This window comes from Hydrogenophaga palleronii (assembly GCF_031457455.1).
GTDB classification, from domain to species: domain Bacteria; phylum Pseudomonadota; class Gammaproteobacteria; order Burkholderiales; family Burkholderiaceae_C; genus Hydrogenophaga; species Hydrogenophaga palleronii_A.
In genome coordinates, this window is sequence record NZ_JAVDWU010000007.1 from 78,338 (window position 1) to 91,433 (window position 13,096).

General features: G+C 66.7%; 12 protein-coding genes. 1 reads left to right on the forward strand and 11 read right to left on the reverse strand.

What is annotated here, in order from left to right:
- Positions 1-22: 22 nt before the first annotated feature.
- The 11 genes from J2W49_RS16530 to J2W49_RS16580 form a co-directional block, all read right to left on the reverse strand.
- Positions 23-1,030 carry a zinc-binding alcohol dehydrogenase family protein gene (locus tag J2W49_RS16530; protein ID WP_310318589.1) on the reverse strand — a complete coding sequence of 336 codons (1,008 nt, stop codon included), beginning with the start codon at positions 1,028-1,030 and terminating at the stop codon, positions 23-25.
- Between the two features lie 14 nt (positions 1,031-1,044).
- Positions 1,045-2,004 carry a sugar kinase gene (locus J2W49_RS16535; protein WP_310318592.1) on the reverse strand — a complete coding sequence of 320 codons (960 nt, stop codon included), beginning with the start codon at positions 2,002-2,004 and terminating at the stop codon, positions 1,045-1,047.
- Positions 2,001-3,509: a mannitol dehydrogenase family protein gene (locus J2W49_RS16540; RefSeq protein ID WP_310318595.1), complete on the reverse strand. Its 1,509-nt coding sequence runs from the start codon at positions 3,507-3,509 to the stop codon at positions 2,001-2,003. The genes J2W49_RS16535 and J2W49_RS16540 overlap by 4 nt, the downstream gene beginning before the upstream one ends.
- A gap of 8 nt (positions 3,510-3,517) precedes the next feature.
- The gene (gene manD, locus J2W49_RS16545; RefSeq protein WP_310318597.1) at positions 3,518-4,729 is read right to left on the reverse strand and encodes a D-mannonate dehydratase ManD; all 1,212 of its coding nucleotides are present in this window, start codon (positions 4,727-4,729) and stop codon (positions 3,518-3,520) included.
- Positions 4,730-4,751: 22 nt separating this feature from the next.
- Positions 4,752-6,275: a UxaA family hydrolase gene (locus J2W49_RS16550; protein WP_310318600.1), complete on the reverse strand. Its 1,524-nt coding sequence runs from the start codon at positions 6,273-6,275 to the stop codon at positions 4,752-4,754.
- On the reverse strand, positions 6,272-7,678 hold the full coding sequence (locus tag J2W49_RS16555) for a TRAP transporter large permease (protein ID WP_310318603.1): 1,407 nt from the start codon (positions 7,676-7,678) through the stop codon (positions 6,272-6,274). The genes J2W49_RS16550 and J2W49_RS16555 overlap by 4 nt, the downstream gene beginning before the upstream one ends.
- Positions 7,679-7,752: 74 nt before the next feature.
- The gene (locus J2W49_RS16560; RefSeq protein WP_310318607.1) at positions 7,753-8,364 is read right to left on the reverse strand and encodes a TRAP transporter small permease; all 612 of its coding nucleotides are present in this window, start codon (positions 8,362-8,364) and stop codon (positions 7,753-7,755) included.
- A gap of 10 nt (positions 8,365-8,374) precedes the next feature.
- Positions 8,375-9,343 (reverse strand): sialic acid TRAP transporter substrate-binding protein SiaP, encoded by a 969-nt coding sequence (locus tag J2W49_RS16565; RefSeq protein WP_310318609.1) that lies wholly within the window; start codon positions 9,341-9,343, stop codon positions 8,375-8,377.
- Positions 9,344-9,384: 41 nt separating this feature from the next.
- A complete protein-coding gene (locus J2W49_RS16570; protein ID WP_310318612.1) occupies positions 9,385-10,404 on the reverse strand; it encodes an L-idonate 5-dehydrogenase in 1,020 nt (339 codons plus the stop codon).
- Positions 10,405-10,473: 69 nt separating this feature from the next.
- Positions 10,474-11,187 (reverse strand): FadR/GntR family transcriptional regulator, encoded by a 714-nt coding sequence (locus J2W49_RS16575; protein ID WP_310318614.1) that lies wholly within the window; start codon positions 11,185-11,187, stop codon positions 10,474-10,476.
- A 133-nt stretch (positions 11,188-11,320) separates the two neighbouring features.
- Positions 11,321-12,160 carry an IclR family transcriptional regulator gene (locus tag J2W49_RS16580; protein ID WP_310318617.1) on the reverse strand — a complete coding sequence of 280 codons (840 nt, stop codon included), beginning with the start codon at positions 12,158-12,160 and terminating at the stop codon, positions 11,321-11,323.
- Between the two features lie 161 nt (positions 12,161-12,321).
- On the opposite strand from J2W49_RS16580, the gene J2W49_RS16585 reads away from it, so the two are divergent.
- Complete coding sequence (locus J2W49_RS16585) at positions 12,322-13,083, forward strand: SDR family oxidoreductase (protein WP_310318619.1); 762 nt, start codon at positions 12,322-12,324, stop codon at positions 13,081-13,083.
- The last annotated feature ends 13 nt before the right edge of the window (positions 13,084-13,096 follow it).

The window sequence follows — 13,096 nt, forward strand, 5'->3', positions numbered from 1 at the left end:
GAGACACCAGGGGCGGGCCCGCTCAACACTCGACGATGGCCTTGATCACACCGGCGGAGGGGTCGAGCAGGTTCTGGAACTGGGTGGGCACATCGGCCAGCGCCAGGCGGTGGGTATTCAGGCTGGTCGGGATCAGGCCCGCGCGCATGGCGTCGAGCACGGTGCTGAAATCTTCGGGGGTGGCGTTGCGGCTGCCCAGCAGCGTCATCTCGCGCTTGTGGAATTCGGGGTCGGAAAAAGTGATGTTCGCGCCGACCACCGAGATCAGCACGTAGCTGCCGCCGTGGGCCACGAACCTGAAGCCGCGCTCCATGGCCAGGGGGTTGCCGGTGGCGTCAAATACCACGTCGAAAAACTCGCCGCCCGTGAGCTTGGCGAGTTGCGCCTCGTCGCCTTCGCCCAGCGGCACACCGGCGTGGATGCCCAGTGCACCGGTGCAGAAGTCGACCCGGTCCTGGCGGCCGTCCAGCGCGGTGACGTTGGCCCCGCGCAGCTGCGCAAAGATCATGGCGGCCATGCCGATGGGGCCGGCGCCCACCACCAGCACGCGTTGCCCGGCGCGCAGGCCCGAGCGGCGCACGGCGTGGGCGCCGATGGCCAGAAACTCCACCATGGCGGCCTGGTCGAGCGACACGCCTTCGGCCTTGTGCACGAAGGCCTGGGGCACGGTGAGGTATTCAGTGAACGCGCCGTCGCGGTGCACGCCGAGCACCTGGATATTCGTGCAGCAATTCGTCTTGCCCGCGCGGCAGGCGATGCAGGTACCGCACGACAAGTAGGGCATGACGTAGACCGTGTCACCGGGGCGCAGGGCGCTGTCGGCTGGGGCGGCTTCGACGATGCCCGAGAGCTCATGGCCCATCACGCGGGGGTAGCTCAGGTAAGGCTGCTTGCCGGTGAAGATGTGCAGGTCGGTGCCGCACACGCCCACGCGCTTGACGCGCAGCAGCACCTCTTTGGCGCCGCGTTCGGGCATGGGGCGGTCCTGGGCCAGCAGGGTGCCGGGGGTTTCGCAGACAACGGTCAGCATGGGGTTCCTAGGGTTCAGACAATGTTGTGTTTCGTGAGCTCGCTGCGGGTGGGCAGGCCTTCCATGTCGCCGATCACCTGCAGCGCGCGCGAGGCGATCCAGTTGGCGCGATTCAGGGCCTGTGGCCAGGCCATGCCCTCCAGCTGGGCGCTGATGATGCCCACGGCAAAGGCGTCGCCGGCGCCCACGGTGTCCACCACCACGGGCACGGGCACACCGGGCACCTGGCCGTGGTCGCCGCTGGCGGTGCGGAAGTAAGCGCCTTCGGTGCCCATCTTTACCACCACGGCTTTTGCGCCCCGGTCGATGTACCAGGCGGCGATGTCGGCGGGGCTGCTCTGGCCGGTCAGCAACTGGCCTTCGGCGTGGCCGGGCAGCACCCAGTCGGCGTGCCGGGCGAGGTCGTTGAGCGTGTCGCGCATGGTGGCCGTGTCGGGCCACAAACTCGGGCGCAGGTTGGGGTCGAACGAGACGCTGCGGCCCGCCCTGCGCAGGGTCGTCATGGCGTGTGCCACCAGCTCGCGTGCGGCGGGCGACAGGGCGGGGGTGATGCCGGTGGTGTGCAGGTGCCGGGCCTTTAGCGCGTAGTCGGGCTTCAGGTGCGCCACGGCGAGCTGGCTGGCGGCCGAGCCGCGGCGGTAGTACTCGATGGCTGGGTCGCTGCCGTCCACGCTGCGTGACTTGAGCATGAAGCCGGTGGAGCGGTTCGGGTCCACCTCCACCTGAGAGGTGTCCACGCCCTCGGCTTCAATGGTCTGGCGCACGTAGGTGCCAAAAGAGTCGGCCCCCACGCGGCTGATCCAGCCCACTTTGAAACCCAGGCGCGCCAGGCCGATGGCGACGTTGCTGTCGGCACCGGCCAGCCGTTTGCTGAAGCTCTGCACCTGGTCCAGCGGCCCGGGCTCCTGGGCCACCAGCAGCGCCATGGTTTCGCCAATCGACAAGACGTCGAGTTGATCGGGCGCAGTGTTCATTGGGCGAGTTCTCCGCGGTTCATGGCGACCAGCGTGGCCAGCACGCCGTGCGCCTGCAGCGATTGCAAAGCGCTCAGCAGCGCGGCCGCCAGCGCTGCGTTGCCCGCCAGATCGCCAAACACCGGCGCATAGGACAGCATGGCCTGCACGGCTTCGATGCTCGCGCCTTGGCCCAGCGAGCGTTGGTAGAGCGCCGTCAGTTCGGCGGCGTGGGGGTCGTCGATGGGGTAGGGCTGGCCGAGTTCGTCCACGCCGCGCAGGTAGTGCATCCAGGCCGCAACGCCCAGGGCCATGCGGGGCACGGGCAAGCCTTGGGCCAGCCGGTCGCGCACGGTGCCGAGCAGGCGCTGGGGCAGCTTTTGCGAGCCGTCCATGGCGATCTGCTGCGTGCGGTGTGCCAGGGCGGGGTTGGCATAGCGGGCAAGCAGGTTGGCCCGGTAGCCGGGCAGGTCCAGGCCGGGAAGATCGGCCAAGGTCGGTTCGATCTCATCGCGCATCAGGGCTTCCATGTGCTCGCGCAGCGCCGCCTGGGAAATGGCCTTGTCCACGGTTTCCCAGCCCGCCATGGCGCCCAGGTAGGCGATGCTGGAGTGCGTGCCGTTGACCATGCGCAGCTTGAGCCGTTCGAAGGGTTCGGCGTCGGTCACGAAGCGGGCGCCGCCCAGTGTCCAGTCTGGGCGGTCTGCAGCGAAGTGGTCTTCAACCGCCCAGTCGAAGAAGGGTTCGCCCAGCACTGGCCAGTGGTCTTCGCACCCGAGCGCCTGGCTTACCGAAGCCCGGTCGGCGTCGGTGGTGCGCGGCACGATGCGGTCCACCATGGAGCAGGGGAAGCGGCATTCGGCGCCAATGCGATGGGCCAGTGCCGGGTCTACGGCTTCGGCAAAACGCAGCACCGCGCCGCACAGCACGCGGCCATTGGCGGGCAGGTTGTCCAGCGACATCAGCGTGAGCGGACCATGGTCGCGCGCAAAGCGCAGCTGCAGCCCGAACACCAGCATGCCGATGGCGGAGCGCGGCGCGTGCGGGTTCTCCAGGTCGTGCACGATGTCCGGGTGGTCCAGTCGCAGCGCGCCGGTGGCCGGGTCGTGGCAATAGCCTTTTTCGGTGACGGTCAGGCTCACGATGCGCGCATCGGCAGCGGCAATGCTTTCCAGCACCGCCTGAGGATTTTCAGGGGCCACCAGCAAGGCATGCACCGCGCCGATCACCTGCAGGCGCTGGCGCGGCTGGCCGTGCTCGTCGGCGTCGCGGATCGCCAGGGTGTACAGGCCGTCTTGCGGTTGCAGCGCGTCGCGTGTGTCGGGCTGGCGCAGCGACACGCCGACGATGCCCCAGCGCAAATCGCCCGCAGCCAGGGTCGCTTCGGTGGCGGCGGCCATGTGGGCGCGCATGAAGGCGCCGATGCCCAGATGCACGATGCCGGTCTGCAGCGCCCTGCGGTCGTAGGCGGGGCGCGTCACGGCGGCAGGCAATGCGCCCAACGTGCTGTCGTTCAAACGGTTCATATCCACCATCACCAGTTGGTCAACGTGCCGTCGTGCTGCAGACGGTTCACCGGCAGGTAGGCACGCTTGTAGGGGTACTTGGCGGCCAGGGTTTCATCGATGGTCACGCCATGGCCCGGGGCTTCGCCGGGGTGCATGAAGCCGTCCTTGAAGCTGTAGGCGTGGGGGAACACGGCGTCGGTCTCGTCGGTGTGGCGCATGTATTCCTGGATGCCGAAGTTGGGCACCCACAGGTCGAAGTTCAACGCCGCGCCCATGCACACGGGTGACAGGTCGGTGGCGCCGTGCGAGCCGGTGCGCACCTGGTAGAGCGCGGCCAGGTCGGCGATGCGGCGCAGGTGCGTGATGCCGCCGGCGTGGACCACGGTGGTGCGGATGTAGTCGATCAGCTGGTTCTGGATCAGGTCCTTGCAGTCCCAGATGGTGTTGAAGATCTCGCCCACCGCCAGCGGCGTGGTGGTGTGCTGGCGGATCAGGCGGAAAGACTCCTGGTTCTCAGCCGGCGTGGTGTCCTCCAGCCAGAACAGGCGGTAGGGCTCCAGGTCCTTGCCCAGGCGCGCGGCTTCGATGGGTGTGAGGCGGTGGTGCGCGTCGTGCAGCAGGTGGATGTCCGGTCCCACGGCGACGCGCACCTGGTCGAACAGCTCGGGCGTGTGGCGCAGGTATTTTTCGGTGGACCAGTCGTGTTCGCTGGGCAGGTCGGCATCGGCCGGCTCGTAGAACATGCTGCCGCGGCCCACGCCGTACACCTTCTCCAGGCCGGGCACGCCGCTCTGCGCGCGGATGGCCTTGTAGCCCATCTCCTTGTAGCGCAGCACTTCTTCCACGGTCTGGCTGATGTCTTTGCCGTTGGCGTGGCCGTAGACCATCACGCCGGTGCGGCTCTTGCCGCCCAGCAGCTGGTACAGCGGCATGTTGGCGGCCTTGGCCTTGATGTCCCACAGCGCAGTGTCCACGCCCGCGATCGCGCTCATGGTCACCGGGCCGCGCCGCCAGTAGGCGCCTTTGTAGAGGTACTGCCAGATGTCTTCGATCTGCTGCGGGTCGCGCCCGATCAGGCAGGGAATGACGTGGTCGGTCAGGTAACTGGCCACGGCCAGCTCGCGGCCGTTCAGCGTGGCGTCGCCGATGCCGGTCAGGCCTTCATCGGTCTCGATCTTCAGGGTCACGAAGTTGCGGCTGGGCGCGCACACGATGACTTTGGCGGCGGTGATCTTCATGGTGTTGCTGATGATGTAGGGGTTACATGACGGCGCCCAGCGCCCAGGGCACGAACTCGTTTTGCCCGTAGCCGTGTTGTTCGCTCTTGGTCTTGCGGCCCGAAGCGGCGGCCAGCATGTCCCGGAAGATGCGTTCGCCCAGCTGCTCCACGCTTTCACTGCCGTCGATGACGGTGCCGCAGTTGATGTCCATGTCTTCTTCCTGCTTGGCCCACAGCGCGCTGTTGGTGGCCAGCTTGAGCGAAGGCGAGGGCGCGCAGCCATAGGCCGAGCCGCGCCCGGTGGTGAAGCAGATGAGGTTGGCCCCACCCGCCACCTGGCCGGTGGCCGACACCGGGTCGTAGCCCGGCGTGTCCATGTACACAAAGCCTTTGGCGCTGATGGGCTGGGCGTATTCGTACACGTCCACCAAGGGCGTGGTGCCGCCCTTGGCGATGGCGCCCAGCGACTTTTCCAGGATGGTGGTCAGGCCGCCCGCCTTGTTGCCGGCCGAGGGGTTGTTGTCCATCTCTGCGTGGTGGCGCGTGCAGTACTCGGTCCACCAGCGCAGGCGGGCTTCGAGCTTGTCGGCCACGGTTTGCGACACCGCACGCTGCAGCAACAGGTGTTCGCCGCCGTAGATTTCGGGGGTTTCAGACAGCACGGCCGTGCCGCCGTGGCGCACCACCAGGTCCACCGCAGCGCCCAGCGCCGGGTTGGCGCTGATGCCGGAATAACCGTCAGACCCGCCGCACTGCAGGCCCACCACCAGGTGGCTGGCGGGCACGGGCTGGCGCTGAACGGCGTTGGCTTCGGACAGCAGGGCTTGCACGGCCTCGATGCCGCGCGCCACGCTCTTGGCGGTGCCGCCCGTGTCCTGGATGCTGAAGGTCACGAGCTTGGCACCTTCGCGCAGGCCTTCCTGCGCCAGCAGGCCCTGGATCTGATTCGTCTCGCAGCCCAGGCCCACCACGATGACGGCGGCAAAGTTCGCGTGCCGTGCGTAACCTGCCAGCGTGCGGCGCAGCACGTGCAGACCCTCGCCTTCACTGTCGGTGGCACAGCCCGCGCCGTGGGTCAGCGCGACGATGCCGTCCACGTTCGGGAATGCGGCCAGCGCCTCGGGGTGGATGTCGCGGCGGAAGTGGTCGGCGATGGCGCGCGCCACCGTGGCCGAACAGTTCACGCTGGTCAACACGCCGATGTAGTTGCGCGTGGCCACGCGGCCATCGGCGCGCACGATGCCGTCGAAGGTGGCGGGCGTGTCCACATAGGCCACGGGCCGCACGTCGCCGCCCACGGTGTGGCCGCGGTCAAAGCTGCTGAAAGCCAGGTTGTGTGTGTGCACGTGCTGCCCGGGCGCGATGGCCTGGGTGGCGGTGCCGATGATCTGGTTGTAGCGCCGCACCGGTTCATCCGCCGCGATGGCGCGCACCGCGATCTTGTGGCCCGGCGGCACCAGGCCCGACACGGTGATGCCTTCGGATGTGATGTGCGTGCCGCCCAGCAGCTGCTGGCGGGCGATGACGACGTCGTCGTTCGGGTGAATGCGGATGACAGGGTTCATTTCAATAGCCCTAGCTGCTGTGGCAGCCACAGCGTCAGCGCCGGGATGTAGGTGATGGCGACGAGTCCGATCACCAGCGGAATCAGCCAGGGCAGGATGGCCATGGTGGCGCGTTCCACCGAGAGCCTGGATATGCGCGCCAGCACGAACAGCACCATGCCCAGCGGTGGCGTCATCAGGCCGATCATCAGGTTCAGCGTCACGATGACGCCGAACTGGACCGGGTCGATGCCCAGCAGGAGCACGATGGGCAGCAGGATGGGAACCAGGATCGTGATGGCTGCGATGGTGTCGATGAAGCAGCCCACGAACAGGATCAGCAAGTTGGCCATCAACAGGAACACCCACTTGTTGCTGGTGATGGAAAGGATCCAGTCGGCCAGGGCCTGCGCGGCCTGCGTGGTGGTGAGCAGCCAGGCAAAGATGGAGGCGGCGGTGACGATGAACAGCACCGAAGCGGTGGTTTCGATGGTGTCGAAGGTGGCTTGCGCCAGCGTCTTGAGGTTCATGCTGCGGTAGCGCACCAGGCCCAGGAACAGGGCCCAGAGCACGGCGGCCACGGCGGCCTCGGTGGGCGTGAACCAGCCCATGGTCATGCCGCCGATCAGGATCACCGGTGCCATGAGGGCCAGCACGGCGGAGAAGTTGAAGCGCCAGTCCAGCAACAGCAGCACCACGAATGCCGTGATGGCGGCCGTGTTCACCGACACACCCGCTTTCACGGCCAGCCACACGGCCATGGGGAAGGCCAGCACAATCAGGACCTCCAGCCCGGCGCTGCCGAGGCGGCCCCAGTGGAAGGCCACGTCACCACCCCAGCCATTGCGGCGCGCGAAATAGGTGACCGTGAGCATCATCAGCACGGTAAGGAACAGGCCCGGCAGAATGCCGGCCACGAACAACGCGCCGATGGAGACGTTGGCCATCATCCCGTAGATGACGAAGGGCAACGACGGCGGAAAGATCGGCCCAAGCGTGGACGACGCGGCGGTCACCCCCACCGCAAATTCGGTGGCGTAGCCGTGATCTTTCATGGCCTTGATTTCGATAGAGCCCAGCCCCGCCGCATCGGCAATGGCCGTGCCCGACATGCCGGAGAAGATCACCGAGCCGACGATGTTGACCTGTCCCAGGCCTCCCTTCATCCAGCCGACCAGCGCGATCGCAAAGTTGTAGATCCGACTGGTGATGCCGGCGATGTTCATCAGGTTGCCGGCCAGGATGAAGAAGGGCACGGCCAGCAGCGGGAAGGACTCGATGCCGGAGATCATGCGCTGCGCCAACACGATGTCGGGCACGCTGCCCGAGACCAGGATGTAGATCAACGAGCCGCCCGCCATGGCCACGGCCACCGGCAGGCCGCAGAGCATCAGCCCCACGAAGGAAAGAATCAGGATGAGCATGGGGTTCCGTTCAGAGGCTGAGAGTTTTTTGGCCGAACCCGAAAGGCGCGCATGGATAGAAGACTCGCAGTCTCTCAACTGGCCGAGCCGTCGAAAAAGCCGGGGTTCTGCAGTGGCGAGAAGCCGCGCCGCCAGTTGTTCACCGCCACCTGCACGCCGCGCACGGTCATCAGGGCAAAGCCGGCAAAGGCCAGCCAGTACACGTAGCTCTTGTTCCAGTCGATGGTGGTCATGGGTTCGTTGTTCACCGCCAGCGCGTAGCGCGCCACCAGCCAGCTGGCGTACCCGTAGAAGGCGATGGCTGCCAAATCCACCAGGGTGGAGAGCACCCGGCCCGCCGAAGTGGGCAGGTGGCTGTACACCAGGTTGACCTGGATGTGCCGCACCCGCCGCACACACATGGACGCGCCGATGAAGACCACCGGCATCAGGCAGTACACGGCCAGTTCCTCGGTCCAGGCGAACGAGTCGTTCAGCACGTAGCGGCTGAAGAACTGCAGGAACACCAGACCGGCCATGGTCCAGAAAAAGCCGAGGCAGATCCAGTCTTCGATGCCGTAGACCGAGAGATTCACCTTGTGCTGGTCGGCCTCGGCGAAGCTGGCGACCAGCGCTTCCGCGCTGGTCTCGACCGGGTGCGACGCCGCTGCGCCACTCGCAACGGGCAGAGCGCTGTGAAGCGACATGCGGTGCGCCTTACTTGACGGCCTGGATGCGGTCCCAGTCTGCCTTCTGGTAGCCGAACTGCTCGAAGCTCACATTCTTCAGCACGGTGTCGCGGAACTCGCTGGTGTCCACCTCGGTCACGCTCACGCCCTTTCCACGGAACACGGCGGCCAGTTCCTTTTCCCGGGCGGCCACTTCTTTCGATGCCTTGGCGGCGGCTTCCTGAGTCACTTCAACGAACATCTTCTTGTCGGCGTCAGACAGCTTCTTCCACAGGCCGCCGGCCACCACGGTGTTCAGGTGGTCCACGATGTGGCCGGTCAGCACAATGTGCTTCTGCACCTCGAAGAACTTTTTGGCTTCGATGGTGGGCAGCGGGTTTTCCTGGGCTTCCACAGTGCCGTTTTGCAGCGCCAGGTAGACCTCGGCGAAGGCGATGGGCGAGGTGTTGGCGCCGCAGGCGCGCGGCATGGCCAAGTAGGCCGGCACATCGGGCACGCGCATCTTCAGGCCCTTCATGTCGGCGCACTTGGCAATCGGCTTGTTGCTCGTGGTGTGGCGGGTGCCGTAGTAGGTGGTGGCGACGATTTCGTTGCCGCTCTTTTGCACGTAGCCCGCGGTCAGTTCCTTGTAGATGTCGCTCTTGGTGTAGGCCAGCAGGTGGTCCACATCGCGGAAGGTGTAGGGGTAGTAGGTGACGCCGATGCGCGGGAAGGCCTTGGCCGCAAAGCTGGAGCCGGAAATGATGATGTCCACCGTGCCCAGGCTCAGTCCCTGGTTGATGTCGTTTTCCTTGCCCAACTGCGAAGCGGGGTACACATCGATCTGGTAGCGGCCGCCGCTGCGCTTCTTGATCTCTTCGGCCGCCCACACGGAGGCGGTATGGAACGGCTCTGAGGTTTCGTACACGTGGGCCCATTTGAGCTTGGTCTGGGCGAAGGCGGGGGCGGCGACGATCAGACCGGCGGCCAGGGTCAGGGTGATGCGTTGGGTGTTCATTCGGTGTCTCCTGTCGTTGTGGAAAGGGTGTCAGCGCGCCCCTAGCCGGGGATGAGCTGCACTTTGGTGCTGCGGCTGCGGTCCAGAGCCAAATCGAAGGCCGCCTTCGATTCGCTGATCGGGATCTGTGCACTGATGAGCGGGCGCACGTCGGCGCGCCGGCTGCGGATGGCCTGCACGGCCCAGTCGAATTCGACGTCGGCGCGAAACGCACCCACGTAGTCCAGCTCGCGGGTCATGATGTCGTTGGCTGGAAAGAGCAGCTCGAGCGGCAGCGTGCCCACCTGCACGATGCGCGCACCCCGGCGCACGGCCGACAGGCAGCCCGCGAGCGCGGATGGATGCCCAGCCGCTTCGATCGCCACATCGACCTGGCCGGTCCAGGTGCTGGTGCTGGTGTCGGGCTGTGCCTCGTCGGCACCCACGGTGAGCGCCATCGCACGCGCCCGATCATTGGGGTCGCTGCACAGCACACGGGCGGCGCCGGCCAGCCGCGCGGCGATCACCGCCATGCAACCAATGGTGCCGGCACCGGTGACCAGCACCGTGGCGCCCAGCAGTGAGCCGGCGCGGCGCACCGCGTGCAGGCCCACGGACAGCGGCTCTGCGCAGGCGATCTCGCCCAGGCTCACGTCCTCAGTCACCGCCGTGAGCTGCGATTCGGCCACCACGAACTGCTCTCTGAACAGGCCCGGCAGGTGCGGAAAAATCGCCGCACTGCCCAGGAACACCATGTGGTCGCAGAGGTTGCTGCGGCCGGCGCGGCATGCCGGGCAGATGCCACAAGGGTGGGCCGGGTTCACGGCCACCTTCTGGCCCACGCGCACACGGGTGACGCCGGCGCCCACCGCCTCGACCACGCCGGAAGCTTCGTGGCCCGGCACGAAGGGCGCGCGAATGGCGAAGGCGCCCGCGCGACCGTGCTGGTAGTAGTGCAGATCAGAACCGCAGATGCCGCCGGCGCCCAGGCGCAGACGCACCTGGCCCGCCGCCGGTTCGACCGATGCCAGCTCCTCCACACTCAGGTGCATAGGGCCGTGCAGTGTGCAAGCCAGGCTCATCCCCGCCTCCGCCGAGCCGCCTCAAGGAGGCTGAAGCCCCCTCGGGGGGCAGTGAACGTGGGGGTCATTTCAGCTTCCTTGGGCTTCGGTTTCCGTCGGCGCGGCCCAGCCCGCAGAGAAGCGCTCGTGCGAGTGCTTCAGGTGGCTGTCCATGGCTGTGCGGGCGGCTTGCGGGTCGTGGCGCTCGATCGCCTTGACCACCGCCCGGTGTTCGGCCAGGGCCTGCTTCCAGGTGGTTTCACGCTCGAAATGGCTGCCCAGGCGCGTGAACAACGGGCCATTGCGTTCGTCGAAAAGTTGCGTGACGACAGCCAGCAAAGGGCTGTTGTCGCTCGCTTGGGCGATGCGCAGGTGGAAATTGCGGTCGCCCTCAATGGGCAGCGTTCGCTGGGCGATGGCGCTCTCCATCTCGCGCAAGGACTCTTCCAGATCGGGCACCAGGGTGCTGTCTTCGCTGCGCGCGGCCACGGCGGCCAGTTCACATTCGATCAATTGGCGGGCCCGGATGATTTCCAGTGGCCCGTGCGCGTTGTCCAGCCGCCGCAGCGGCTCGCGGCCGATGACCACGATGCCCGAACCCACGCGCACTTCGATGAGCCCTTGCACTTCCAGTGCGATCAGCGCTTCGCGCACGGACGGCCGCGACACCCCCATCTTCTGCGCCAGATCGCGTTCGGCCGGCAGGCGCGAGCCTACGGCGAATTCGCCGCTCTGGATGAGTTGGCGCAGTTGGTCGGCAATCTGGCGATAGAGCCGTCGCGGTTCGATGGGTTGGAAGGGCATGGGTGGTCAGTTGGTAAATTGGTCAGACCAATTGACCGCAGTGTAGGTGGCACCTGCCGGCATGCGTATGGGGGTTTACCAGGGGGCCGTGTTTCGACGGTCGTTCCGAACCGCCCGGCCGCGTCACGCGGTGCTACGCCGTGTTCATGCCCTGGGTCAGCGACAGCGCGCGGGCCGCAGCGCGCAGGTATTCGCGCACCTGGGCCATCTCCGGCCCCACGTGCCGGTCGATACGACGGATGTAGGGGCAGGTGAGCGTGGCCAGGGCGGTGTTGTCCGGGCCAAGGATGGGGAAGGAGATGTCCACCACACCCTGGGTCTGCGCGCTGTCGCGCTCCAGGTAGCCGCGCTCCCGGATGCTGGCTAGCGTGGCCTGCAGCGCTTCCAGGGTGGTGGGCACTTCGCCGTCGACCGGGGTGTGCTCGGCCAGCATGCGCTTGAAGCTGCCCTCGTCGGCGAAGGCCAGCAGCAGGTGGCCGGAGGCCGTGTCCAGCAGGCCCACGCGGGCGCCTCGCTGCACGGCAAAGCTCCAGCCGCTGGGGCTGTTGATCTGTGCGCTGATCAGCACGTTGCCCCGGTCGTACACCCCCATGTGGCACGACTGTTCGGCCTTGCGGGTGAAGTCGTCCATGATGGGCAGCGCCTGGTTGATCAGGCGGCTCAAGGGGGGGTGCATGTGGGCCAGCGCGAACAGTTTGAGGCTGAGCGCATAGCGGTCGCCTGAAGGGGTGCGCATCACGTACTGGCGAGCCACCAGGCGTTCGAGCATGCGGTAGATCTCGCTGGCGCTGCGGTCCATCTCTTTCACGATTTCTGCGCGCGTGAGGCCGTGCGGCTGCGTGGCCAGCAATTCCAGGATGTCCAGCCCCTTGTCCAGCGCGGGCGCGCGGTAGCGGTCGTCGATGGCGGTATCGGGCGTGACCTCGCTGGTCTTGGGGCGGCGCCCGCGGGGTTTGGGTGTGGCGGCTGGCATGTGGATCTCGAAATGTTGGCGTCTGGCGGTGGCGATTTGTACCGCAGGGAGGCATTGACTAGGGAAACTACCGAGCCGGTCGCTGAACGATCGCACCTATGATTTTGTTCATACATGGATTATTTGTTTATATGTGAATTTAATCAACCGAGATTTCCCCTATGCGTGAAGGTCGTCTGGCAGGCAAAACCATCCTCATCACGGCCGCCGCACAGGGCATTGGCCGCGCCAGCGCCCTGGCCTGCGCCACCGAGGGCGCGCGGGTCATTGCCACCGACATCAACCAGCCGCTGCTGGACCAACTGGCGGGCGAACACGCGGGCATCGAAGCGGTGCGGCTGGACGTGCGCGACAGCGAAGCCGTGCAGGCGCTGGCGCAGCGCACGCCCGCGCTGGATGCCTTGTTCAATTGCGCGGGCATGGTGGCCAACGGCAGCGTGCTCGACTGCACCGAGGCCGACTGGGACCTGAGCTTCGACCTGAACGTGAAAAGCATGTTTCGCATGACGCGCGCCTTTATGCCGGCGATGCTGGAGAAGGCCCGCACGCAGGCATGCAGCGTGTCGGTCATCAACATGGCTTCGATGGCGTCAAGCATCAAGGGCTTTGCCAACCGCTGTGCCTACGGGGCGACCAAGGCCGCCGTGATCGGGCTGACCAAGTCGCTCGCTGCCGACTACGTGAAGCAGGGCCTGCGCGCCAACGCGCTGTGCCCGGGCACGGTGGACACGCCCTCTCTGCGCGGCCGCATCGCCGCCGCGGCCGACCCGGTGCAGGCCGAAATAGACTTCATCGCGCGCCAGCCCATGGGCCGCCTGGCCTCGGTGGACGACATCACGCCCATGGTGGTGTTCCTGGCCAGCGATGAGTCGCGCTTCGTGACCGGCCAGACCTTGCTGGTCGATGGTGGCGTGACCATCTAGGATGAAACACCCC